Here is a 25,854-nt window from a genome sequence, read left to right on the forward strand (position 1 = left end):
CGTCTGTTGTCGGCTCGAACGTACGTTGCTATCTTATCTCTAACCTCGCTAGGTTTACCTAATTTACGGCTGTACTTCACGGTATAGATTCCTCGTTTTCGCCAGGGGTTTTCACCAGGCGCTGCGAGATCACCGCCGTGGTGCCCTCCTTCATCGTCACTCCGTACAGCGCGTCAGCAATTTCCATCGTACGTTTGTGGTGAGTAATGATGATTAACTGCGAGTTTTCACGCAAAATTTCGAAAACCCCCAGCAATCGAGACAGGTTTACGTCGTCCAAAGCGGCCTCGACCTCATCTAGGACATAGAACGGCGAGGGCCGAGCTTGGAAAATCGCGAACAGAAAAGCTAGCGCCGCCAAGGAACGTTCCCCGCCCGAGAGCAGGGACATCCGTTTCACGTTCTTGCCTGCCGGCCGCGCTTCAATCTCAATGCCGGTGTTCAACAAGTCTCTCGGATCGCTCAAAGTCAGCCTGCCTTCCCCGCCGGGGAACAGGACTTGGAAAATATCTGTAAAAGCGGCGCGCACGTCCGCGAATGCTTTGCCGAATACGTCCTCGACCTGGCGGTCCACTTCCGCCACCACGTTCATCAGGTCTTCACGAGACTTATTCAAGTCAGCCACCTGGTCAGCCAAGAATTTATGGCGTGCCACCAAGGCTTCGTGTTCCTGCAAAGCCAAGGGGTTCACTTTGCCAATCCGTTTCAGTTCGGTTTGTGCCTGGGCTTTACGCTCCACCTGTTCAACACGCACGAAGGGCACGTGCTCGATGGTTTCACCAGCTTCATCGAATACGGGCACCAGGTTGTGCGGACCGTACTGAGTCAGCAGCGTGGTCTCATCCAAACCGCATTCCTGCTGGGCTTGTTCCAGCAACCGTGCCAGCTTGGAATTGACCTCAGCCAAAGCGACCTCATCACGCATCGAAGCATCCTTGAGGTCGGTCCGCTGACGGCTCAGGTCGTCCACAGCGGCGCGCAGCGTCTCCATCTCAGTTTGCAGCTGCTCCCGACTGGCGGTACTGGCCTGACGCTGGGCTTGGGCACTAGCCGCCGCCGCGTGTGCCAACCGCTGAGCCGCTTCAGCCTGTTCCATCACGTAGACAGACCGTTTCCGGCGCCGTTCCCGCACCAGCGCCCGGCTGGCTGCCGCTTGGGCGGCAGCCTTTTCCGCCGCAATGTTACGCTGCAGCGAGGCAGCACGCGATTCCAAAGATTCCAGTTCTTGGCGGGCCAGATGCGCCGCAATATGGGCGTCCGATTTGGCGGTTTGAGCCGTGGACACAGCTTCCATTGCGGCTTGCAGTTCGGTGGAAAAGTCCGGCTCGTCGTCTGTGCCTGTGTCCTGGGCTTTCAGGCTGGCATCCAAAGTTTCCTGCGCTTCATGGAGAGCCGCCTGGCGTTTCTCCGTTTCCGCACGAGCCTGTTCCAAGTGTTTCCCGGCACGTTCGACTTCCGCCTGGGCCGCCCCGCGTTTCGCTTTGGCGGCTGCTACCGCCGCGGTGGCCGCAGCCGCGGCCGCATCTTGGGCTTTGAGTTGAGCCGCCGCCGCGTCGTATTCTTCCTGAGCCGCAGCCAGCTCGGTCTTGGCCTGAGCCAACTGACCATCGGCCTTATCTGCCGCCGCGGCCGCCGCTTCGGCCTGGGCCGCCGCCTCGTCGTATTCTGAGGCACGCCGCAAAATCCCCGCGTCGGGGTCCCCGCCGCCGACAATTCGGGTCGCCGAAAGGAAATCCCCCGCCTGGGTCACCGCCGCGGCAACCTCACCGTTCAAAACCAAATCCCGGGCTTCTGACAAATCCGGGCAAGCCGCCACTCCCGTCAACAAAGCCGCCACCACCGGCGGTAAAGTTTTCCCTTTCCGAGCACTAACCAGGTCCTTTGCCCAGCACACCCCGTCTGGAAGTTTCGCATTCTCCAGGCTCGCCGTGGTCCGGGCCCCGAAGGGAGTCCCCACACCGTCCGCGACCAACAGGTGAACCTGACCCGCGGACTGCTGACGGACAAAACGCAGCGCGTCCGCGGCGGATTCAACCCCCGAGGTCAGCAACGCTTTCGACCACTTTCCAAACACAGCCCCGATGGCGTCTTCCCATCCGGCCTGAACCAGGATAGTTTCCAACAGCGCCGCGCTGACGCCGCTCAATCCCGCTTTCGCCACCGCCCCGGCGGCGTCTTCGGGCTGCAAGGTTTTCGCCAAGACCTCGCGTTTCGCCTCCCAAAATGCGGCTTCTTCGCGGGCTTCGCCGAGTTCGGTAGAGAGTTGAGAAACTTTCGCCTGAATCGTCGCCACGGCTGCCGCGAGCTTTTCCTCTCTCGCGGCCAAGGTTCCGTCCGCCACCCCGGGGGGCAGCTCCGCCTCGACTTTGCTCAGCTCCTGGGCACAAGCTGTTTCGCGCTGAGCGGCGGCCTGGAGGGCTTCTTCCATCCGGCTAAGGTTTCCCGCCGCTTCTTCTGCCAGCGAGGCGGCGGTAGCGACAGCTCCGCGTAGCCGCTCCAGAGTCTCCCTCCTGTCAGCCTGGGCGCGCTGGAGCTTTTCAATCTGGGAGCGCACCGCGACTTCGCGCTCCTTGGCTCGCTCTTCGGCGGCTTGCGTCTGCGTGACCGCGTCGTCGGCTTTCGCGGCGGCGGCTTGTTTTTCGCTGATTTCCTCACGAGTTTTATCGAGCCGTTTTTCAAGCTCACTGGTGTCGGCAGTTCGGGTTAGTTCCGCGGTTTCCCTCAAAGCGTTGGCGCGTTCCCGTGCCTGGTTCGCCAAGGCTTCCAACCGTTCGGCCAAAGTGCTCAGCTCCGCCCAAGTCTGGGTGAGTTTCTCTAGCTCCGGGCTAACCTCGTCGAAACTCGATTTCGCCGCGTTCAGCTTCGTGTTTACCCCTTGCAGACGGGCTTCCAAATCCACAATCTGTGCCGAAATTTGTTCCTTGGAGGCGGTTTGTGACCCCGCTTTTTCTTTGTTTTGCGCCACCGCGTCAGCAATCAAACGGGCGGTCGCGTCAGCGAGTTCGGCTTGAACTCGGGCAGCTTTCCGAGCCGCCTCGGCCTGCTTTCCCAAGGGACCCAGCCGTTTCGCCACTTCACTGGTGAGGTCCTGGACCCGGGAGAGATTGACAGCCAAACTTTCTAGTTTTTTCAACGCCCGGTCTTTGCGCTGCCGGTGCTTGAGCACTCCGGCCGCTTCCTCGATGAAAGCGCGTCTTTCCAGTTCAGAGGCACTCAAAATCCGATCGAGCTGACCCTGCCCCACGATGACGTGCATCTCCCGACCCATCCCGGTATCGGAAAGCAACTCTTGAATATCTAACAGGCGCACCGGGGTTCCGTTGATGGCGTACTCGGAACCGCCCGCCCGAAACATGGTGCGCGAAATCGTTACCTCAGAGTATTCGATAGGTAGCGCACCATCGGTGTTATCAATGGTCAACTGGACTTCCGCGCGTCCCAGCGGAGCTTTCGTTTTGGTGCCGGCGAAAATGACGTCCGACATCTGTGAGCCGCGCAGATTTTTGGCACCCTGCTCGCCCATCACCCAAGCCAGCGCATCGACCACATTCGATTTCCCCGAACCGTTGGGGCCAACGACACAGGTCACCCCCGGTTCAAGATTCATATGAACCGTGTTCGCGAAAGACTTAAAGCCTTTCAGGGTCAGGGACTTTAAATACACACACTTACCCTAGCGCAACCCCCCGAACCCTAAAAAACAGCCTTTCCGGCCTTGGGAAACGGAAAGAATCACCGCAGGGTGATGCGCCTCAATACTGACCTTTTAGTCAATCATGTAGGGGAACCACAGCGCGATTTCCCGGTCAGCGCTCTGAACCGAGTCCGAACCGTGAACGATGTTTTGAATCTGCCCGTCCGGGCCCCAATCGCGAGCCAGATCACCGCGAATAGTTCCGGGCTGAGCCACCGCGGGGTTGGTGTCTCCCATCATGTTGCGGAAAGCCTGAATCACGCGAGAGCCTTCAATGACCATGAGCACAATAGGTCCGCTCATCATGTATTCGACCAGCCCTTCAAAGAAGTGCTTGTCTTTGTGCTCAAAATAGTGTTCTTCCAGTTCTTCGCGGGTCGCCGTCTTCGTTTGCAAGCCCACAATCTTAAATCCGCGACGCTCAATCCGGCTAATGACTTCGCCGATGAGTCCGCGCCGGTAGCCGTCAGGCTTAATAATGACCAAGGTGTGTTCTTCTTGTGGATCGTAGGGGATGTGGCAGTCAGCCATTGACTTTCCTTTCGCCAAAAGTTTCGCTCAACTCCGAGCGCAACTTCTCATTTTGTTCTAGGTTTATCCTACCGGATTTCCGCGGCCTTGTTTCGGCGTATTGTTCACAGTTCGGCAGCTTTTGCCGCCTCGTCCAAAATGAGTGCACTCGAGGCGGCGCCGGGATCCTTATGCCCGATGGAACGCTCCCCCAACAGCGACGCCCGCCCTTTTGCGGCGCTCATCGAAACCGTCTCTTCCGCCCCTTTTGCAGCCGCTTCCGCAGCGACGCGCAAGACTTCTTCCGGGGCGGCCCCTTTCGCCACGGCGGCAGCGGCGTTCGTGGCGGCCGGATACCACGCGTCCAGCATGGTTTTGTTCCCCGGCTGGGCGCCGCCGCGCTCCGCAATCCCCTCAGCGGCCTTCACCAGCAACATCGCCACATCTTGTGACTCTAAACTTTCGGCACTCACCGAACGTGCCGCCCGCAAAAATGCCGTGCCGTACAAAGACCCCGACGCTCCCCCTACCGCCGCCAACAAAGTATTTGCCGCTACCCGAAGCGCCTGCTTCGGGCTTTCCACCACGATCCCGGATAGCCGCTGATCCACGGCAGAAAATCCGCGGGAAATGTTTTCCCCGTGGTCTCCGTCCCCGATGACTTCATCCAAACTCCCCAACATTTCCCGGTTTTGTTCCAGAACCCGAGCGCAGCCATCCATCCAGCGCAGCACCCATTGCGTATTCAAACTCACGGCTGCTCCTAACTGACTGCCCTAAAATTTCGTTCTGGCCAGGGTCCAACGCATGGGGACCGGTTGTGATTATTGTAGTTTGTCTTTGCGCAGCACGTCCTGTGCCATTCCGGCGAGCACCACGGAACCGAAAATCACCACTCCGGTAGAGCCGGGGACTCCCCCCTGCAAATCATCGATTTCCCCGGCTTTCGCAATCGCCTCGGGCAGGGAATCAATAGCGTAGACGCGCTCGTCTCCGAACACCTCCGCAGCAACGGCCTGAAGGTCCTCCGCCTTCGCCGCGCGTTCCCCAGGCATCTGGGTCACAATCAACTCATCAATGGTCGGCTCCATAATCCCCAGCACGGTCTCAATGTCTTTATCGGCCATGGCGGAATAAATCCCCACCGTGTGTTGAAAACGGAAATCTTCCTCTATCGCCCGGCGCAATGCCCCCACCGCACCCGGATTATGCCCCGCGTCAGCCACAATCATCGGGGTGGCGTGCAACACTTCCAGGCGTCCGGGAGACTTGACCCCGCCAAAAGCCCGCTCCACAGATTCCCCGTGCAGCGCCGCTCCGCCCAGCTGCGCCTCCACCGCCGTAAGCGCCAGCGCCGCGTTCTCAGCTTGAAACTCCCCGTAGAGTGGCAGGTAAATATCGCGGTAGACCGCCGCGGGCGTGCGAATGTCGATGACTTGCCCCCCGACAGCCGGGATACGGCGCAGCACCTCGAAATCGTCCCCCTCGTAACGCAGGGTCACATCCTCGGCATGAGCAGCGTCACGAATGATCGCGAGAGCCTCGTCGGGCTGTTTCGCCACCACCGCCACGCGCCGGGGGCGCATAATCCCCGCTTTTTCCCGCGCAATGTTGGCCAGTCCCTGACCCAGCCACTGTTCGTGTTCCAAGCTGATCGGCCCGATGACCGCCGTGTCCGCGTCGATGACATTCGTAGCGTCCCAGCGCCCGCCCATACCGACCTCGACCACCGCCACGTCTACGGGCACGTCTGCGAACAGGGCGTATGCCATTACCGTCATGACCTCAAAGAAGGACAGCCGGTGTCCGGGGTGAGCGTTTTCCCACAGTGCCAGCTGTGCCTCGACGTCTTCATAAGCCTGGACAAACTGTTCGGTGGTGACGGGGGTTTGGTCCACTGTGATGCGTTCGCGCACGTCTACCAGGTGCGGGGAGGTAAACCGGCCGGTCCGATACCCCAGTTCCACCAGCAGCGCCTCAATCATCCGGGCGATGGAAGTTTTGCCGTTGGTGCCGGTGATGTGGATTGAGTGGAACAGCTCCTGGGGATTGCCCAGGTAGTCCAGCACACCTCGCACCGGTTCCAAGCTGGGCTCAATCTGGTGTTCGGCGCGGCGCGTCAGCAGAGTCTCATAGATGGCTCGAGCTTTCGGGTCCTCCATCGTGGACGGCCCGAGTGTCGAGGTGGGACGTTGCCGTTCACGCACTTCGTCCACGAGTTCGCGCTGCTCGGGGCTCAATGGTATGCCGAAGCGGTCAGCGGGACCTTTCCGAGGGGCGGCTGAGTTTTGGGGGTCACAAGGTTCCCCGGTCGGGTTGTCGTTGTCCTCCGGCTCGGCGGGGGTTCGGGCCGCGAACAGGTAAGGAATCAAATCCGGGTCCACCGACAAATCTTCGGGGGTCACTGCCGGGGGTTGATGCTCATGTGCGTGACGGTTCCGATGTGCGTCCTCATGCTTGTTTTCCACCCCACCATGTTACCGACCCTGGCAAACTCACACAGAATAGAAGGTCTGGTCTCGCTCTGTTCTCGCCCGAAGTTGATAGCGACTCAACATTTATCAGACTCACACCGTCAGACTTAATTTCGACTCAATAGCCTTCAAAGGCTTCCCAGCAGGTACGAATCATGGGACAATTGAGGTATGTCCAAGCTGTCCTTAGAGGCCCCGTCCACCGATGAGTTGACGGCAGCAAAGCCCGACCCGGAAATCAAGATTACCTACCGTCCGATTACCCGCGACGATGTGGTGCAGATGTCCCAGCTCCACGCGGTTGCTTATCGGGACGCGGGGTCGAGCGCGGCCAGCCAGCTGAATTTGTTTTGGGACGGTGCCTATGGCTCGCTGCTGGACGAGGCGACCCTCGGGGCGTGGCACGGGGACAAGCTGGTCGGCGTGGTCATCGTGCTGGACCAGGCTCCTGATGAGTGGTGTACCACGGACGGCAACAGCGACCAACCCTACATCGCCGACCTGTTTGTGGATCCTGAGTATCGCCGTCAGGGCATCGGTTCGGGGCTGGTCATTAACGCTTCACGAGCCGTGGATGCGTTGGGGCGTGAAGCTCTGACCTTGCAACTGGATATATCCGCCGCCCCCGAAGCAATGCAGCTCTACGACGCCCTAGGGTTCTCTACGCGCTGACTCCCGCCAGAACGTTTGTCACCAGGACGGTCACGTAGTCAAAAGGTGTTTCGGTGGCGCTGCCGGGGCCGCTCAGAAATTTTTGGTGCGGCACGGTAGGGTTGAACCCATGACACAGAACCCGTTGTTGGGGATGCTTGACCCCGCTGACTTTGATGAAACCATCCGCCCGCAAGACGATCTTTACCGTTACGTAAACGGCAAGTGGCTGGCCCGCACCGAGATTCCCGCCGACAAGGCCAGCTACGGTTCGTTCCACCTCTTGGCTGAGGAAGCGGAAAAACAGGTGCGCACCATCATCGAAGATTGTGTCGCGGGTCGAATCACCGGGGAACTGAGCAGCCTGGCGGGCAAAGTCGCCTCCCTCTACGGCTCGTTCATGGACGAAGCCACGGTAGAAGCGGACAGTGGCCCGAGCCTGCGGCAGTTACAGGCTCCCTTGGACCAAGCCACCACGAAAGGGGATCTGCGCGACCTGTGGGCCCGGACTTTTGCCGAAGGCACCTACGAAGGATTTTTCGATACCGGCATCGACATCGACGTGAACAATCCCGAACGCTACGTCAACTACTTCGGCCAAGACGGTTTGGGACTGCCCGAACGTGCCTATTACCTGGAGGAGAAGCACGCGAACCTGTTGGAACAGTATCGCCAGCACCTTGCCCGGATGCTGACCCTGGCCGGATACGCTTCGCAGTCCGTAGCCCCGGACGTGGCCGGTAAAATTGTTGACTTCGAGACCGAGATAGCCAAGCTGCATTGGGATAACGTGAAAACTCGCGACACGGACGCGACGAACAACCCGATGACCTGGGACGAACTGGCCTCTAAGCTGACACGTTTTGACCTGGGAGCCTGGCGCAAGGCTTCGGGATTGCCCGACAAAATGTTTACGGAAGTCAACGTAGGCGAACCGGATTTCCTCGAAAACATGGATCAGCTGTGGGATTCCACCGACTTTGAGACTCTCAAGTGGTGGATGCTGTGGCACGCCCTAAACGGGCATACCTCCCTGCTATCCAGCGAAATCGTGAATGCGGACTTTGACTTTTACGGACAAAAACTGGCGGGCAAGGAGCAACTGCGGGAACGCTGGAAGCGCGGGGTTTCCCTGGCGTCCTCAGTGATGGGCGAGGCCCTGGGCAAACTTTACGTGCAGCGCCACTTCCCTGCCGAGGCTAAGGCGGCGATGAGCCACCTGGTAGACAACCTGATTCAGGCTTACCAGGATTCCATCGCGGTTCTGGATTGGATGGGACCGGAAACACGAGACAAAGCGTTAGAAAAAATGCGCCAGTTTACCCCCAAAATCGGCTACCCAGACAAGTGGCGCGATTACGAGAAACTCCAGCTGGGAGACGGAACACTGGTTGACAAGGTTCACAACGCCAGCGTTTTCGGAACTAACTATTGGATTGACAAGCTGGGCGGCCCGGTTGATCACACGATTTGGCACATGACCCCGCAGACCGTGAATGCCTATTACAACCCGACCGAAAACGAGATCGTGTTTCCCGCCGCTATCCTGCAGCCCCCATTCTTTGACAAGGACGCGGATGCGGCCGTGAACTACGGTTCAATCGGGGCGGTTATCGGGCATGAAATCGGGCACGGTTTTGACGACCAGGGCGCCAAGTTTGACGGCACCGGCAAAGTCGAAAACTGGTGGACCGACCAGGACCTAGCCGAGTTCGAAAAACGCACCCACGCGCTTATCGACCAGTACAATGCGTTCGTTCCCCAGGGACTGCCCGCAGAATTCCACGTCAACGGCGCACTGACCATCGGAGAAAACATCGGCGACCTGGGCGGACTCGACATCGCCTGGAAAGCCTACCTGTTGGAGCTCAAGCAGCAGGGCATCGATGACCCGGCAGACGCCCCGGTCATCGAGGGGCTCACTGCGGCCGAACGCTTCTTCCTGTCCTGGGCACTGTCCTGGCAGACGAAGGTGCGCCCGGAAATGGCTAAACAACTCATTTCGATTGACCCCCACTCCCCGGCAGAATTCCGCTGCAACGGCGTGGTCGCAAACCTCGACCTGTTCGCCGAAACTTTCCAAACCCAGCCCGGCGATGCCCTGTGGCTGGAACCGGATCAGAGAGTCAGGATTTGGTAGGTGAAGGGCTTGGCTTCAGCTTGGTCCCTTTCACCGGCTCGTTCCAAGTCCAAGTTTTCAGCACGGAATCAATAATCGGCTGGTAGGTTTCCAGCGCGTAGTCCGGCACGTCCTGTTTCAGGGCGTAGGCGTGATTGTTCCCCGAAACCAAAGTCATAAAGGCGGTCATCTCGACCTCTTGATAGACGTAGCTCCACTTCATCTCGAGCACGTTCAAGCCCTCAACCTGAGTTGGGTTCAGCACCGTGAACTTCTTGTAGCCCTTATAGATAGGGTCCTGTTTCAGGTTCCTTTCCACTTCATCAGGGTCGGAGGTCGCTTTCGCGTGATCAATGACCATGACGGGAACGTAGCCGTTCAGCGCTTTGTCAGCAGGGAGGGACAGCACCACCTGCGCGTCGGGCAGCTTGGCACCGCTGATAGCATCGTAGGCATCTAAGTAAGACGGCGGTATCTGTACCCGAAAAGCCCCGTCTTTACCGTTAATCCAGCCCTCCGGGGCCGGTGTAGTCACGATGGTAGTGTTCCACTGGGTGGGGGTCTTGGTTTTTTCCTTTGCGCAGGCACTCAATCCGCTCAGCGCCACGGCCCCTAAGAGGATTCCTGCGAGGACACGGCGCACCCGGCGAGGTCTAGAGGCTGATATCTGGGAGCACGAGCCCCGAGCGGTCTTCCGTCTCAACGCAGATACCTCCCCTCGCTGTGAGCGCAAGAAACATAACTCAAGTTTAGTTTAACTGCAATCTTTACGCTGAAACTTCATCGAAAAGGGGTCAGACATGGAAGAATATATACCGATTGCAAACTCAAAGGAGTGTAAATGCCAGGAACTAACCTCACCCGCATTGAAGCCGAGCAACGCTCGGAAATCGTCAGCGATGTTCACTATCGCGTACATCTCGACATGACTCAGGGAGAGCGTATTTTTCATTCCGTGACGGAAGTCGACTTTGCTGCCCAGCCCGGCGCCTCAACTTTCATCGACCTCATTGCCGATGCCGTCACAGAAGTGACTTTGAACGGGACAGCACTGGACCTCTCGAATTACGCCGATTCCCGAATTTTCCTGCCGGACCTAGAGGAACACAACAATCTGCGGGTGGTGGCTGATTGCGTCTATATGCACACTGGCGAGGGACTACACCGTTTCACAGATCCCGAAGACGGCAAGTCTTACGTGTACTCTCAGTTCGAGGTGCCAGATTCCCGCCGCGTGTACGCCGTTTTTGAGCAGCCCGACATCAAAGCAGACTTCACCTTTACTTTCGTGGTTCCTCCCGAGTGGAACGCGTTTTCTAACTCGCCCACCCCGGAACCTGAAATCGCCGCTGACGGCGTGCGTACATACCGCTTCAGCCCTACCGAAAAAATCTCGTCCTACCTGACCGCCGTCATCGCCGGCCCCTACGTGGGAGAAACCGGCGAAGTGACCTCGTGCGACGGCAGACGAATTCCCCTCGGGGTCTATTGCCGCGCCTCCATGGTGAAACACTTGGATGCCGCCGAAATCATGGACATCACCCGCGCCGGCTTCGAATTCTATGAAACCGCCTTTGAGCGCCCCTACCCGTTCCGCAAATATGACCAAATTTTTGTTCCCGAATATAACGCCGGAGCCATGGAAAACGTGGGCTGCGTGACGTTCCGCGACGAATACGTGTTCCGGTCCCGCCCCCTGCAGACCCGAGTGGAACGCCGGGTCGTGACCATCCTGCACGAACTGGCTCACATGTGGTTCGGCGACCTCGTCACCATGAAGTGGTGGAATGACTTGTGGCTCAACGAATCTTTCGCCGAGTTTGTCTCCACCAAAGCCACCGCGGAGGCGACCGAGTGGAGGGACATCTGGACGACCTTTTCCTGTTCGGAAAAGATTTGGGCCTACCGCCAGGACCAGCTGCCTTCCACTCACCCGGTCGTGGCCACCATCAATGACCTCGAAGATGTCCAAGTCAACTTTGACGGCATCACCTACGCAAAAGGCGCCTGCGTACTGTCCCAGCTGGTGACGTACGTGGGGTGGGACAACTTCCGCCTGGGAATTAAGGAATACTTCGCCAAACACGAGTGGTCTAATGCCACTTTGACGGATCTGTTGACCGAGCTGGAGGCCACCTCCGGGAAAGACCTGAAAGCGTGGTCACGCAAATGGCTGGAAGAAGCTGGGATGACGTGGCTGCGTCCCGAAATCCAAACGGACGACAGCGGGGCCATTACGTTCCTGCGCATCGTCCAAGAGCATTTCAATGCTGATGCCACCCCGCGACCCCAACACATGGCGGTGTGCGCCTACAACCTGGAACAACGCGATGGAAATACCGTGTTCGTTCCCGGTCACCGCGAGGAATTCGACATGGAGGCCGAGGAATACATCCTTCCCGGTTTTTATGGGCCGCGTCCCGACGTCATTTTGGTCAACGACGGAGACATGGCTTACGGCAAGGTTCGGTTAGACGAACAGTCGCTAAAAACAGCTTGCGAACACATCGACGCCTTCACCGATTCGCTGACTAGATCCCAGATTCTGTCCATCCTGTGGGACATGGTGCGTGACGGCGAGGTCGGAGCCTCCCACTATGTAGATACCGCCCTGCAGGCTCTCATGGTAGAGACTCACCCCATGGTCGTGTCGGTGACTTTGCGCAACCTTGACACCTGTATCGAAAGCTACCTGGCGGTGGAAAACCGCGAAACGGTCGCCCGAAACGTCTCTTCGCGCCTGCGGATGCTGTCTCGCCTGGCCAAAGCCGATTCTGATACGCAGCTACAGCTGGTTCGCGCTGCCGCTCGCCGGGCGCACAATCCCGAAGACATCGCCGCCAGCGCCGCCCTTTTGGATGGCAGTGAAACCCTCACGGGTCTGCGCATTGACACGGAACTGCGGTGGAACCTGCTGACCTCCTTGGCAGCGGTCGGACACGTGGATCGCGCCGCCATCGAAGCTGAACTCAGTAACGACGACACTGTAAATGGGCGCGAACGTGTCCTGCAGGCCACGGCTTCGCTGCCTGACCCTGGGATAAAAGCCGAATTCTTTGACCGTGCCTACAGCGACACCACCCTGACAAACGACCAACTAGCGTCCATCATTGCCGGCTTCAACCGGGCTCAAGACCCGCTGTTGTTGGCTCCTTTTGCCCAGCGTTACTTTGAGATGCTGCGGGAAACCTACGATGAACGCACCCACGAGATTGGTGAACAGCTCATCGAGGGTATGTATCCCTCCGCGCTGGTCGGCTTGGAATCCAGCGGTGTCGACGTGTTGGTACTGACCCGGGAATGGCTCTCGAACCATACGGACGCTCCTGCGGCTCTGCTGCGGATGATGCGCGAGAACCAGTCCGGGGCTGAACGTATCGCGAAAGCTCAGCAGCGCGACCGTGAGGGGTAGCCTCGCGGGTTCTCGGCATGTGTCAGAACAACTAGGGATGCTCCCGAGCGTGGGTAGCCCAGGAGCGCTTTACTCTGCGGTTTTCGCCATCTGTTCCCGCTCTAGAGGGCGGTGGTGATGGTTCCGCGCGCCGCGAACGCCTACTGTGGACGCGGTCGATAGGTAGGCTCGGAGGGATTCTCCGGCGGAGCTGCCGGTGCCTGCGGTTGGGGCGAGGATACGGAAAAATTCTGAGCTGGCGGTGTAGCCTGCGGCATAGCCGCAGGGTTATAAGCCGCGGGATACCCGTAGGGCGTTCCTTGGTAGCCATAGAGTTGGGGGTTATATCCCCCGCCGTACTCCGCGGGATATGTCGGGTATGCTTCGGGATAGCTCGGCGCCTGGTAACCGTAGGGATTTTGGGCATAGCTCTGCTGGGGATAAGCGGGGTTCACAGCGGCGGCGGTCTCAGGATAAGCCTCCGGGTAAGCTTCAGCAGGCAGGGGCTGCTCAACCTTCTTGTTTACCGGCTCGGATTGCACCAGCGGCACCTCAGGACTTGATTCGGGCGCGAGCGCAGCGGGTTCAGCGATCGCGGGTTCAGCGGTCGTGGGTGGCTCCAGAGCCGGCTGGACGGCAACAGGCTGAGCCGGAGCCGGCTGGGCGGCAACAGTTGTTTCAACAACAGGCCCAGAAGGGCGGGGCTGGGCCGGAGCGGGGGAGGTTACGGAGGTCTCCTCGCGAACCAAAGCCGGGACACCGGTCTTGGAAGTGTCCTTAACAGCAGTCGGCTTCGGACTCGTGACGGCAGGAGCGCGCTTCGTTTCCTCGGAGGTGTTGGGGATACCCATAAACGGTTTCGTAATGTAAGGCACCCCAAATCCACCCAAGTTCAACCGCCGCCCTGTCACTTTCATGGTGAAAATAGCAATCATGACGTAAATAGCAGCGAACAACACCCCTAGGATGAGCAGCACCAGGATGCCTTCTCCGGTTCCCATCCAGCGCATCAAATCCACCAAACCGGGACCACCCGCCCAGCCGATAGTGACGCCCAAAACCGCGGTGATAGCGTAAGAAAACGCCGAAGCGACCGCGTGTACCAGCAACAGGGCAGGAGCCGCAAAAAACAGCAGATACAGCGCCGGCTTATCGGCTCCAACCAAGAACGTGCTGGCGATCAGGAACCAATACATAATGCGCCAGTATTGGCGGTTGCCGCCCTTCAGCTGCAGCAACAGCACCAGGAACAGCGCTGCCAGCCCGAACGCAACCACCGGATATCCCCCGGCGAGGAACAGGGCCTGCTGACCTTCCATCTGCGTACCGCCATACACAAAACAACGATAGGAACCGTTGAGGGTGTCGCCTTGGGTGGTTTGGCAACTGCCATAGAGATTATACGGGGCAATATTTAGCAGGGAACTGAATCCGGTAACCTCCGCAATGGGGTGCAGAAAACCGTAGAGTGCCGCCCCTAAGGGACCCGGAGCAGCCATCATTGCCGTGCCGGCAGCCACGGTGATAATCAGGAATAACAGCTGATAAACCACACCGACAACAATGCCGAGGACCACTCCGCCAGTCGCGCAAATCATCACGACCAAGGGAATCCCACTGACCATTCGAGCCCAAGGGGCATTTTTGCGGAACCGGAACTCGCTCCAGCAACCGGCCACCAGGAACCCCACCAAAATTCCACCCATAAGCCCTAAGTCAACGCCAGAAACCTCCCCTTGTGAAGAGGCGGTACTGTAGCGAGACAGAGCCATCGTGGCACCCAAGTAACCGACCCAACCAGCCAGCGCCGCTAAGCCGATGGCCGCGTTGGGGCGCTTCGCCGCCGCGAAAGCCAACATGAATGCCACAATCAAGGGGAAATACGATTCCACCGTGGTGCCGACGTAGTACAAAATGTCCGCAATCGGCAAAATCCCCGGAAATACTTTACCAAAGCCCTGGTCACCAAGGATATGACCCTGCCCCAAACGCAGGGACAACTCGGCCGCGCACAGTATCAAAATCGCGACAAACAGATACTGCAGGAACCGTTCGTACCATCCCGGCGCCAGGAAGCGGGCGAAACGCTGCTGCTTTACGGCAGTATGAGGAACTTTTGCGCCCTTGGTGCGCTCCGTAGGTTTTTTCGCCGCAGGGGTTTTTCCAGTTTTTTTCTTTGCTTTGCCTGCACGACTCTCAGCAGCGGAGACACGACCCGATTCAGGATTGTCCACCGCTTTGGCTGTCTTGCCTTTGCCCGCCACGCTGGCACTTCCTTTCCTCAGCATCCTTCGGTCAGATTTTAGTCGCGGATACCACTGCCTAAACCACCTTCAATTTTGCCACAAATTCTGCGTGAAAAACGGCTTTCGACGTGCTAATAAAGGACTCCCCCAGGGCGAGAAACCTCGGCGGCTATTCCCCGGATAAAGGCCGCAGCTCTCACAGCAATTTTCCTAAGGGAATACTAACTTTCATAGTCTTCGGAACACTGCGGATTCACCAGTTCGCGCATTGCTTCGCAGATTTCGCCCACGCCCACGTAGTATTCCAATTCTTCCACTTTGACCGAGCGTCCCAAGGAGTCCGACAGCGGAATGCGCCAGTTGGGGTATTCGTTGTTGGTGCCGGGCTGATTTTGCATCCGCAGGTCCCCCACCGCGTCAACCAAGCTGACTACGGACAGCTTTGCCGGGGTCTTGCCGATAAAACGGTGCAGCGCCAGAATCAATTCGGACTCGGTCGGATAATCATTTTCCAACAGCCCCATGTTTCGCAATTGTTCCACCAGTTTCGCGATGTCGTCATACAACGCGTCCTTGGCCTGTTCCAAAGGCTGGGGCAAGATCCCCAAACGATCCTGGACTTCCAGGTGACCCGCGCGGAGGAATCCCAAAGTCGGGGGCAAATCGTGCGTGTTCACTGCAGCCATGCACATTTCACGGTACTGCTCCGGAGGTTTGAAATCACTGCCGTTGCGTTCAAACCACAGCACGGAAGTGCCCAGAATACCGCGGTCTCTCAGGTAATCGCGAACCCAGTCCTCGACTGTGCCCAAGTCCTCCCCGACCACTACGGCGTGGGCTCGGGCAGCTTCCAACAGCATGATGCCCACGGTGGCCTCATGGTTGTAACGAACGTAGGTACCCTCGTTGGGATCAGCTCCCCGCGGAATCCACCACAGGCGAATCAGCCCCATCACATGATCGATACGCAAAGCCCCGCAGTCAGCCAAAGCACGGTGAATAATCCCCCGCAGAGGTTCCCAATCGTGGGTGGCCATGTAACGCGGATTCATCGGCGGCTGGGTCCAGTCTTGCCCCAGCTGGTTGTACATATCCGGCGGAGCCCCCACGCTCATGGACCTCACGTAAGCGTCAGGGGTGGACCATACGTCGGCAGCGTACTTGTGCACCCCTACCGCCAGGTCATTCATAATGCCAATCGTCATGCCGGCATTTTTCGCGGATTCCTGGGCGGCGTGAAGCTGAGTGGAGGCTATCCATTGCAGCCAGCAATAGAACTCCACTTGTTCGGCGAGTTTCTCCCGCAGCGCCGCCACGCGTGGACCAGAGACATCGGCAACGTCGTCCTCCCAGGGGCCTTGACCGAAACGGTCATACAGAGCACACCACAGGGCAAAGTTTTGCAGGTCCTGGCCGCGGGCCGCAATAAAGTCGCGGAACTCGGCTTCGCGGGAAGGGCTGCGCTTGACCTTAAAAATAACTTCCAAGGCTTCTCGTTTGGCTTTCCAGGAGCGATCCCGGTCGATGTGTTTCACGGCGTCAACCGGGAAAAGTTCATTGGAGGCCTGAGCGAAAGCGACTTTCACCAGGGATTCGGATGTGGAATCCAAATGTCTATATTCCGCGATGTCGGCAGGGCGGATGTAAAGCGGGCTCAAGAAGTGCCTGGACACGGGCAGGTAAGGGGAAGGCGTGATAGGCACGTTGGGCTCACCCGCGTGCAGCGGATTAGTCAACACGAAGTCAGCGCCCTGACGCCCGAAAATCTCGGCGATATGGCCCAAATCGTGAAAGTCTCCCATCCCCCAAGAACCGCGGGAGGACACCGAATACAGTTGCGTCATCACGCCCCAGGAGCGGGAATGCTCTAGACTCCCCAGCGGCAGCCGGTCGGGGACGACCGCAACCTGCTGGGAAAATTCGCCCTCCACCGTCTTAGCGTGCAAGGTGTGGTAGCCCCATTCGGTGCCTTCCGGAAGTCGGAACGTCGCCTCGCCGCGCCGCCCTTCGGGACCAAAATCGCGGGCCGGGACCCAAATATCGAGCTGCTCCAAAGGACTGGTATCGCCGTTCTCGGTTTCCAACCAGACTTCCAAGCTGGTGCCGTCAGGCACATGAACCGGGATATTCGCCCCTTGGGACTGGCGGACCACCAGCCCTTTCGGGAGGGTGGAAAACCAGTATTCCCGATCCAGTGACTCGTGAGCGCGCTCAATATCATCACTACTTTGCAGGGTGAAACCGAGAGCGTCAATGACCCGAACCAAAGTCGACTGCGGCACCTCATGATAGTTGCCCGCAAAATCCCAATAGTCCGTATCCACCCCCAGCCGACGGGCTAAGTCCTGGACTTGGGGCAAATAACCTTCAAGATAGTGCTTTGTTTCGGCCACTTTATCGAATCCTCAGAAATCCGTTTACTTTTCATCGCACGCCGAAACCACTACCCGGTACGACGCTGGACGGTCTACATTAACGAATTCTAACCGCTTAGTCATGGTAGTGGGCAAGCACACGGGGTGCTATAACGTTTTTCTGCTTCTCTCTGGTATGGCTAGCCTTACCCACGAGTCAGTTTCCGGTAAACCACCCGGTGCGGTCGAGCCGCTTCCGGCCCTAGCCGCTCGACCTTATTGGCTTCGTAGCCTTCAAAGTTGCCTTCGAACCAGAACCACTTAGCCGGGTTTTCTTCGGTACCCTCATAAGCCAAAATGTGGGTCGCCACCCGGTCAAGGAACCAGCGGTCGTGGGTGACGACCACGGCACAGCCGGGGAACTGCAACAGGGCGTTTTCCAGCGACCCCAAGGTTTCCACGTCCAAATCGTTCGTTGGTTCGTCGAGCAGCAGCAGGTTTCCGCCCTCTTTCAAAGTCAAAGCCAGGTTGAGACGGTTGCGTTCCCCACCGGACAGTACGCCCGCAGGTTTCTGCTGGTCAGCGCCCTTGAACCCGAAAGCGGACACGTAGGCGCGCGACGGCATCTGCACCTTGCCGACCTCGATGTAATCCGCACCGTCGGAGACAACCTCCCACAACGTCTTTTCCGGGTCAATGCCCGCGCGAGCCTGGTCGACATAAGAAATTTTCACGGTTTCCCCGATTTTCAGCTCGCCGCCATCGAGGGGTTCCAACCCGACAATGGTCTTAAACAGGGTCGTTTTCCCCACCCCGTTAGGCCCGATAACGCCCACGATACCGTTTCGCGGCAAGCTAAAGCTCAACCCGTCAATCAGGGTACGATCCCCAAAACCTTTCTTTAAGTCCTTTGCCTCCAGCACCAAAGTGCCCAACCGCGGCCCCGGCGGAATCTGGATCTCTTCAAAATCAAGTTTCCGAGACTTCTCAGCCTCCGCGGCCATCGCTTCATACGCCTGCAAACGAGCCTTCGACTTGGCTTGACGCCCCTTCGCGGATTGGCGCACCCACTCCAGCTCTTCCTTCAACCGTTTTTGGAGTTTGGCGTCTTTTCGTCCCTGGACTTCCAAACGTTCCTGCTTCTTTTCCAGGTAGGTGGAGTAGTTGCCCTCATAGGGGTACAGGTGACCGCGGTCGACCTCAGCAATCCACCCCGCCACGTGGTCGAGGAAATAACGGTCGTGGGTGACGGCAATGACTGCACCTTTGTACTGGCTCAAATGCTGCTCCAGCCACAGCACCGACTCGGCATCCAGGTGGTTGGTCGGCTCGTCAAGCAGCAGCAAATCCGGGGCTTCCAGCAGCAACTTGCACAAGGCGACCCGGCGGCGCTCCCCTCCGGAAAGCGTTTTCACGTCGGCGTCCGCGGGCGGGCAGCGCAGCGCGTCCATCGCCTGTTCCAACTGATTGTCCAGGTCCCAGGCATCGGCCGCATCGATGGCCTCTTGGAGCTGACCCATTTCTTCCATCAGGGCATCGAAATCCGCGTCCGGGTCGGCCATCTGGGCTGAAATCTCGTTGTATCGATCCAGCTTGGACTTGATTTCCCACACGCCTTCCTCGACGTTGCCCAACACGTCTTTGTCCTCGTTCAGGGGGGGCTCCTGCAACAGGATACCGACCGAATACCCCGGGCTGAGGATAGCTTCACCGTTGCTGGGCTCATCCAAACCAGCCATTATTTTCAGGATTGTCGACTTGCCCGCCCCGTTGGGACCCACCATGCCAATCTTGGCTCCCGGCAGGAAAGCCATCGTAACGTCATCCAAAATGAGCTTATCGCCGACCTTCTTGCGGGCCTTCAGCATTGAATAAATGTACTCTGACATGCAACTTCCTTACAGTTTCGGGGAGCCGAGCGACATCTGGCTCGCAGGACTATTGGGGGTGGGGCCAAAAACCCGCACCCCCAATATGCTAACGGAAATCACGAATCTTTTTCAGAACGGGACCCCGTCCGCTCCGGCGCTGACCAAAGACTCCTCATCGTTGGCTTCGATTTCAACGTCAAGCTCATCGAGGATTTCTGCACTCTCGGTGAGTTCCGACTCCGTCTGCGTAAACTCGGCACCCTTCACGGTGTTCAGAGAATCCGCGGAAATATCGAATTTGCTCGGTTTTGTGGAGTTTTCCTCACTGCTGATTTCCTTGACATACTTGATGTTCATCGAAGCGGCGCGCACCAGGTCAACCCCGATATGGGTCAGGTGCAAGGCCAGTTCCGGACGTTTTTCGACGACGCCGGTCGTCTTATCGGTGTGTTCGTAAGTACCGGGCACTAAACGTCCCTGAGCAACCACCGGATCGCCCTTGTGCAGTGACTGAGCAATGTTGACGGCGAAAGTTCCCCAAGCTTTGCAGTTGAACCACGTGGTTTCCCCGCTGGTCCAGTTGCCGCTGGCATCACGATAACTGGCGTTGCACGCCAGAGAGAATCGGACCCAGTGGGTTCCCGCGGAGGTTTTGCGCAAAAATGGAGTATTTCCCAAATACCCACTTACTGTTACTGTCATGGAGCTCATTTTTGTTTTCCTTTCCCGAACGCCCCTGCGCTCGTTACTGTTGATTACTGCCAAACAAACAGCTCTCAGTACGAGGGTTTCGCAAAGCCTTGAATCGTCCAAGCAAATTTTTTTTACCTGTGGATAACCTGTTTATTCACAGGGGCAAGAATCGCGGAAATAAGCTAAACTGGTCGAGTTAACTGATTTTGGTTAACCGACCAGCCTTCGTAGCTCAATGGATAGAGCAACGGCCTTCTAATCCGTAGGTTGTGGGTTCGAGTCCCACCGAGGGCGCTAGGGCACACGCAAACGAGACCAATGGCGACATTTGCCGGAGCAGGCTGACCTTTTATAGGAAAAAAGTTACTAAAATGGGGTTCGTGACTATGGAAAACCTTGTAGGCCCCGGCTCCCCCTCATCCCTGCGCGTAGCGAACCAAAAACGTGTTTTAGCTGCCATTATCGACGCCGGTGGGATTTCTCAGGCCGAGATTAGCCGCCGCACCGGGCTGGCTCCCGCAACCGTGTCCAACATCGTTCGCGAACTGACCGAAGCCGAAATCTTACGTCTGGCGGAAGCCGCGTCAGGCCGGCGCGGCAACACCATTGCGTTCGCCCCCGACATTGGTTACGCCATGGGCGTGTCTTTGGAACGTGAACAGGTACGTGTCGGGATTGTTACTCTGGATCACGAGATTGTGGATACGCGAGTTATACCGCTGCCAGCGGAGTCTACCGCCAACGTTAACAAGGAAATGGCGGTTGACCTGTTTGACTCGATGATGGCCGCCAAGGGGCTGAAAAACGCGCAGATTGTGGCTGGCTGCATCGTCGTTGCCGACGCGGTGCGTTCGGATGGCCGTTTGTCCAACTACACCGCCATGATTCCGGGACTGAACGGAATCAACCTGGAGGATATCGCCCAAGAGGTTTCCCCCTTCCCGATTCTGACTGAAAACGATGCGAATGCCGGCGCTTTGGCTGAGCATATGTGGGGAGCGGCAAAGGACGTCGACGATTTCGTCTATATCGAAGCCTCTTCCGGCATCGGCGCGGGCATTATGGCAGATGGCAAAATCCTGTACGGAACCGGCGGGATTTCAGGCGAAATTGGGCACCTCCCAATTCCGAACCACCATGAGTTGTGCAAGTGCGGAGGCAGCGGATGTCTGGAGATGACGGCCTCGGTCAGCGCGATTATGGCTTCACTGCGCAGCTTGGGGATGCCGGTGCATACCTTGAGTGACCTGTATCGCCTCATTGAGGAAGGCGACGTGCGCGCCACTCGGCGCATTCACGAGGCCGCCCGCGCTATCGGTTACGTCCTGGCGCAAGTGTGCAACATCTTAAACCCAAAGATGATTGTTATCGGTGGCGAACTGTCTTACGCGGGCGAAGCTTTCCTAAACCAGGTTCGTGAGACCATTAACGAAATCGCCCTGCCCGATTGCGCCGCCGATGCCACCTTGCATTTGAGCGCCTTGGGTTCGTCCGCACCCCTGCGCGGAGCCATGGCGAAAGCGGTTTCGATGGTGGATCTGGACGCGATTTTGCAGCGATTTTTATCTGACGAAAGCAACTGAGCCCTGAGCCGGTGAGTGAAAAATTCGCCGCCGGATACGACTACTGAATGGGAGATTATTACAGAATGGGAAACAAAAAAACCGACCCTATGGTGTGGATTGACTGCGAGATGACCGGGCTCGATTTGAGCGTTGATGAGCTGATTGAGGTCGCCGTGATTGTCACCGACGCCGAACTGAACCCGCTGGATTCCGGTATTGATTTGCTGATAAAACCCAGTGCCGCCGCGATGAATCACATGGGGGAATTCGTGCGTGAAATGCACACCAAGTCGGGGCTGCTGGCCGAACTCGACAGCGGTTTGAGCGTGGAGGAAGCCGGCCGTCAGGTCTTGGAGTACGTGAAACGCCTCGTCCCCGAACCTGGAAAAGCCCAGCTGGCGGGCAACTCGGTGCATTCTGATAAAGCGTTCCTGGCCAAACAGATGCCGGAACTCATCAACTGGCTGCACTACCGAATTATTGACGTGTCTACCTTGAAAGAGCTGGCGATGCGCTGGTATCCGAAGGTTTACGGGTTGGCTCCGGAAAAAACCGGCAATCATCGGGCTTTGGGAGACATCATCGATTCCCTCAACGAGCTGCGCTATTACCGTGCGGTGTTGATGCCGGCTGGTGAGGGCCCCAGCACGGAGGAACTGCAGGCCGCAGCCGCCCGGATTGTGCAGACTTCGCCTTTCAAGTAAACCCATGGTGTTTGTGCACAAGCGCGTTCGGTGAGGTTATCGGCAATGGCGGGTTCCTCAGCGGGCGGGCCACGAGTTTCGCCTAGGCACCAAAATCCGGTAGGATAGTGGGGTTGCTTTTCGCAAGCGATGGTGGCTGTAGTTCAGTGGTAGAGCACCTGATTGTGGTTCAGGATGTCGCGAGTTCGAATCTCGTCAGCCACCCAGACGCCGGTCAAGGCATGCGCCTTGACCGGCTTTTTCGTGCCTGCGCAGCAGGCGGAGCCTCTCTCGACAAGCGCGTCGTAAGCTTGCTTACGTAAGCGGCTTGTTGAGAGAGGCGCGCGGCGGGCAAAGCCCGCCACGAAAAAGCCGCCAGGCATTTGCCGCTTCGGCTAAGGGGTGCGCAAGCCGCGCAGCGGGTTGCAAGCACCCGGACCTAGTGACAAAACGAGGGAGGGTGCGCAAGCCGCCGTGAAAACAGCGGGTTGCGCACCCAGACTTTCTAGCACCCGGATTAGAGACAAGTTGCACGAACGACCGATTTCATCTCGCACACGCACATACCGCGACAATAAACACTCAAAATACCTAAAAACTCGTACCCTAGCGCTTGTCTGGATTACCACCCCGTCAAACAGGTTTGCGCGGTTTGGCGCCACGCAAGCATTTGATTTTTGAGACAATGAAACCATGTCCAGTAAAGATCAAACAGTAGTTATCATTGGCGGCGGCCCTGGCGGCTACGAAGCAGCAGCTCAGGCTCGTGTTCACGGGGCTCGCACGATTCTCATTGAGGAGCAGGGTCCCGGCGGTTCCGCGGTTCTCACCGATGTGATCCCTTCGAAAACATTGATTGCCTCCTCGGTGTGGATGGATAACATCAGACGTGCCGGACAGCTCAACATTGTAGAGGAAGGAAGTTCCTACACAGCTGACGTGCTGGGCATTTTTGACCGGGTGGGACGCATGGCGGGTGCGCAAAGTGCCGAAATTACTCATCGCCTGAGCGAATCCGGGGTGGAGCTGATTCGCGGACGCGGCTCTATCTTGCCGGAAACCGCCGAGAATGGACGGCGAATCGTAACGGTGGGCGAACGTAGCTTCGAAGCCGACGCGGTCATTGTTTCTACCGGGGCGCGCCCACGTAAACTTCCCAAAGCCATGCCGGACGGCAAACGCATCCTGACTTGGAAACAGATTTATTCTCTTAAGACCGTTCCGTCGCACCTCATCGTGGTCGGTTCGGGCGTTACCGGTGCCGAGTTTGCCTCGGCGTTTAACTCGGTGGGCGTGAAAGTCACCTTGGTGAGTTCACGTGAGCACGTGCTGCCCAATGATGACCCGGATGCGGCGCGGCTCATCGAGGAAGTCTTCGCCAAGAACGGGGTCAATATCTGTGCCAACTCACGAGCCGAAGCTGCCCGCGTGGTCGGTGACGGAGTAGTCGTCACGTTGAGCGATGGCAGGGAACTGGAAGGTTCTCACGTGTTGATGGCGGTCGGAGCGATTCCAAACACGGACAAGATGGGGCTGGAGGAAGCCGGCGTGGAGCTCGACGAGCGCGGGTTCGTTAAGATTGACCGGGTCTCGCGCACGACTGCGAACCGCATCTATGCCGCCGGGGACTGCACCGGCGTGTTCTTGCTGGCTTCGGTGGCTTCTGCACAAGGGCGGATTGCGATTGCGCACGCTTTGGGCGATGCGGTCGAGCCGCTGAACCTGGATCAGGTGTCCTCCAATATTTTCACCAACCCCGAGATTGCGGCCGTGGGAGTGACCCAGAAGCAAGTTGATTCCGGTGAGGTCGATTGCGTCAGCGTGACACTGCCTATTGCCCGTAACGCTCGCGCCCGGATGCGCGGCATTGACGAGGGCTTCGTGAAACTGTTTGCCCGCCGGCGCACCCGGACTATCGCCGGAGCGGTCATTTGCCTGCAATACGCCGGGGAGTTCATCTTTCCGCTGACCCTCGCGGTTAAGAACCGCCTGACGGTCGATCAGTTTGCCAATACTTTCACGATTTACCCCTCCATCTCCGGCACTATCACGGAGGCGGCCCGTTCCCTGCACAAGATGGTGGAACTCCCCTAACTTTTGTCCCTTTCCGAAGGCCGATACCACGGCTCCCAGTGGGATGAGCGCGCAAAACCAACTCGACATACGCGCGACCTCCCCTACTGCCAAGTACTATTTAGAATAATCTCATAAGTATTTATTTACTTTAACCCCAGTACTTTAAATAATAATCGATTTAAATAATCCCCAATATACTAGCCGAATCCAGGAGAACAACAATTGCTCGGCTGGGAATCAGTTCACATAATCCTTGGTATACTTATGGTATGGGTATTTTTGATGGACTTCGCGCTGGGAATCAGTTCACATAATCCTTGGTATACTTATGGCTCACAGACCTGCAAGGAATAGGCGGCTGGGAATCAGTTCACATAATCCTTGGTATACTTATTTCAAAAAAACGGGTTGCCTCATTTCAGCTGGGAATCAGTTCACATAATCCTTGGTATACTTAATAGCGAGGTTTTCGCCTTGCCCGTTGGGCTGGGAATCAGTTCACATAATCCTTGGTATACTTACCCCTGACAGGTATCCCCGCAGGGACCCGCTGGGAATCAGTTCACATAATCCTTGGTATACTTACAATCAGACCCATGCGCGTCTCCCTTCCGCTGGGAATCAGTTCACATAATCCTTGGTATACTTAATCGTGAACATCATGAACGATCGGATAAGCTGGGAATCAGTTCACATAATCCTTGGTATACTTAGAAACCGGACTGAGCATAGATTCTGTTCGCTGGGAATCAGTTCACATAATCCTTGGTATACTTACGCACACGTCTACATAATCGACAGCCCAGCTGGGAATCAGTTCACATAATCCTTGGTATACTTACTAGAGGGCATTTTTCCCTGGTATATCAAGGAAATACCGTGATTTAGCGCCCTAAAAAAGCATCAGTTGCGTGGGCGCTTCCTCTTGTTTTACCTCCCTAGCGTTGGAAAATCTCAACGCAGTTGCCCACTGATGATCTGTTAGATGGTAGATTCTGACCTCTCCACCTGGAGGTAAATGGGCTTTTATACCCTTCAAAAGTCTGACACTTAAGTGGCCAGCGGGAGAGTACCAGGAATAAACGCTGAACTGCACCTGCGAGAACCCATTATCTAGCAGATAGCGCCGGAAACCTGTATATGCACGCCGCTGCTTCTTGGTTTTGGTTGGCAGGTCGAACATCACCATGCACCACACTGGTTCTCCCGGCATTGATTAGAGTCCCAACCTACTGGGCGGCTTCCAAGATGGAACCCCGAACTTCCCAATGTCGCCCTCAATTAATTGCCCATAATGTTGAGCGAGCAGGGTCATCTCAGCTGGAATCGACTTTCGAGTGGCTGTGAAAACATCACCTGCGGCGTTAACCAATCTTTTCCTAATTTCGCACTCTTCGTCAACGCATTCAGACACCAGCAAATAAACAGAATAATCGATGGCGGGTCTGAAGGGCTCAATGAAATCGTCTGCTAAATTCCAGGGGTTTGAGCGTCCACGGTGGGCTACCCCCAGTGAAGAAATCAAAC

Annotated in this window: 16 protein-coding genes, 2 tRNA genes, 1 pseudogene and 1 CRISPR repeat array; of the genes and pseudogenes, 8 read left to right on the forward strand and 11 right to left on the reverse strand. The window is 57.4% G+C overall.

The window, feature by feature from the left end; genetic code table 11:
* Positions 1–76: 76 nt before the first annotated feature.
* The 4 genes from smc to RDL66_RS07335 all read right to left on the reverse strand — a co-directional run bounded on the left by smc (position 77) and on the right by RDL66_RS07335 (position 6,672).
* On the reverse strand, positions 77–3,664 hold the full coding sequence (gene smc, locus RDL66_RS07320) for a chromosome segregation protein SMC (RefSeq protein WP_308536210.1): 3,588 nt from the start codon (positions 3,662–3,664) through the stop codon (positions 77–79).
* A 102-nt stretch (positions 3,665–3,766) separates the two neighbouring features.
* Positions 3,767–4,225: a nucleoside-diphosphate kinase gene (ndk, locus tag RDL66_RS07325; RefSeq protein WP_308536212.1), complete on the reverse strand. Its 459-nt coding sequence runs from the start codon at positions 4,223–4,225 to the stop codon at positions 3,767–3,769.
* Between the two features lie 104 nt (positions 4,226–4,329).
* Positions 4,330–4,959: a dihydroxyacetone kinase subunit DhaL gene (dhaL, locus tag RDL66_RS07330; protein ID WP_308536214.1), complete on the reverse strand. Its 630-nt coding sequence runs from the start codon at positions 4,957–4,959 to the stop codon at positions 4,330–4,332.
* 69 nt (positions 4,960–5,028) lie between these two features.
* A complete protein-coding gene (locus tag RDL66_RS07335; RefSeq protein WP_308536216.1) occupies positions 5,029–6,672 on the reverse strand; it encodes a glutamate ligase domain-containing protein in 1,644 nt (547 codons plus the stop codon).
* Positions 6,673–6,849: 177 nt separating this feature from the next.
* On the opposite strand from RDL66_RS07335, the gene RDL66_RS07340 reads away from it, so the two are divergent.
* Together RDL66_RS07340 and RDL66_RS07345 are read left to right on the forward strand one after the other, a co-directional pair.
* Positions 6,850–7,350 carry a GNAT family N-acetyltransferase gene (locus tag RDL66_RS07340; RefSeq protein WP_297722149.1) on the forward strand — a complete coding sequence of 167 codons (501 nt, stop codon included), beginning with the start codon at positions 6,850–6,852 and terminating at the stop codon, positions 7,348–7,350.
* A gap of 109 nt (positions 7,351–7,459) precedes the next feature.
* Positions 7,460–9,469, forward strand: coding sequence for a M13-type metalloendopeptidase (locus RDL66_RS07345; RefSeq protein WP_308536219.1), 2,010 nt, complete (start codon positions 7,460–7,462; stop codon positions 9,467–9,469).
* Here RDL66_RS07345 and RDL66_RS07350 read toward each other — a convergent pair.
* Positions 9,456–10,091, reverse strand: coding sequence for a hypothetical protein (locus RDL66_RS07350; RefSeq protein ID WP_308536221.1), 636 nt, complete (start codon positions 10,089–10,091; stop codon positions 9,456–9,458). The two genes, RDL66_RS07345 and RDL66_RS07350, sit on opposite strands and share 14 nt — an antisense overlap.
* 198 nt (positions 10,092–10,289) lie before the next feature.
* Here RDL66_RS07350 and pepN point away from each other — a divergent pair, with 198 nt between their 5' ends.
* Complete coding sequence (gene pepN / locus RDL66_RS07355) at positions 10,290–12,860, forward strand: aminopeptidase N (RefSeq protein WP_308536222.1); 2,571 nt, start codon at positions 10,290–10,292, stop codon at positions 12,858–12,860.
* A gap of 140 nt (positions 12,861–13,000) precedes the next feature.
* On the opposite strand, the gene RDL66_RS07360 is transcribed toward pepN, so the two are convergent.
* From RDL66_RS07360 to RDL66_RS07375, 4 genes are all read right to left on the reverse strand, one after another.
* Positions 13,001–15,127 (reverse strand): PTS transporter subunit EIIC, encoded by a 2,127-nt coding sequence (locus RDL66_RS07360; protein ID WP_308536224.1) that lies wholly within the window; start codon positions 15,125–15,127, stop codon positions 13,001–13,003.
* 179 nt (positions 15,128–15,306) lie between these two features.
* Positions 15,307–17,478: a 4-alpha-glucanotransferase gene (malQ, locus tag RDL66_RS07365; protein ID WP_308536225.1), complete on the reverse strand. Its 2,172-nt coding sequence runs from the start codon at positions 17,476–17,478 to the stop codon at positions 15,307–15,309.
* Between the two features lie 167 nt (positions 17,479–17,645).
* Positions 17,646–19,328, reverse strand: a complete 1,683-nt coding sequence (gene ettA, locus RDL66_RS07370) for an energy-dependent translational throttle protein EttA (RefSeq protein WP_299295658.1) — start codon at positions 19,326–19,328, stop codon at positions 17,646–17,648.
* A gap of 111 nt (positions 19,329–19,439) precedes the next feature.
* A complete protein-coding gene (locus RDL66_RS07375) occupies positions 19,440–20,012 on the reverse strand; it encodes a single-stranded DNA-binding protein (RefSeq protein ID WP_308536227.1) in 573 nt (190 codons plus the stop codon).
* A gap of 212 nt (positions 20,013–20,224) precedes the next feature.
* On the opposite strand from RDL66_RS07375, the gene RDL66_RS07380 reads away from it, so the two are divergent.
* From RDL66_RS07380 to RDL66_RS07400, 5 genes are all read left to right on the forward strand, one after another.
* Positions 20,225–20,297 (forward strand) — tRNA-Arg (locus RDL66_RS07380).
* Positions 20,298–20,374: 77 nt separating this feature from the next.
* Positions 20,375–21,586, forward strand: coding sequence for an ROK family transcriptional regulator (locus RDL66_RS07385; RefSeq protein ID WP_308536229.1), 1,212 nt, complete (start codon positions 20,375–20,377; stop codon positions 21,584–21,586).
* 47 nt (positions 21,587–21,633) lie between these two features.
* Complete coding sequence (gene orn, locus RDL66_RS07390) at positions 21,634–22,272, forward strand: oligoribonuclease (protein WP_308536230.1); 639 nt, start codon at positions 21,634–21,636, stop codon at positions 22,270–22,272.
* Between the two features lie 132 nt (positions 22,273–22,404).
* Positions 22,405–22,476 (forward strand) — tRNA-His (locus tag RDL66_RS07395).
* 468 nt (positions 22,477–22,944) lie between these two features.
* A complete protein-coding gene (locus RDL66_RS07400) occupies positions 22,945–24,345 on the forward strand; it encodes an NAD(P)H-quinone dehydrogenase (protein ID WP_308536231.1) in 1,401 nt (466 codons plus the stop codon).
* 211 nt (positions 24,346–24,556) lie between these two features.
* A CRISPR array of direct repeats spans positions 24,557–25,168; the repeat unit is 36 nt; unit sequence GCTGGGAATCAGTTCACATAATCCTTGGTATACTTA.
* A gap of 51 nt (positions 25,169–25,219) precedes the next feature.
* Here RDL66_RS07400 and cas2 read toward each other — a convergent pair.
* The gene (cas2, locus tag RDL66_RS07405; RefSeq protein WP_308536233.1) at positions 25,220–25,540 is read right to left on the reverse strand and encodes a CRISPR-associated endonuclease Cas2; all 321 of its coding nucleotides are present in this window, start codon (positions 25,538–25,540) and stop codon (positions 25,220–25,222) included.
* Positions 25,541–25,543: 3 nt separating this feature from the next.
* A pseudogene (locus RDL66_RS07410) lies at positions 25,544–25,854 on the reverse strand (type II CRISPR-associated endonuclease Cas1); the annotation flags it as partial.

The sequence above is a fragment of the uncultured Mobiluncus sp. genome (assembly GCF_902488535.1).
In the GTDB taxonomy this organism is placed as follows: Bacteria; Actinomycetota; Actinomycetes; order Actinomycetales; family Actinomycetaceae; genus Mobiluncus.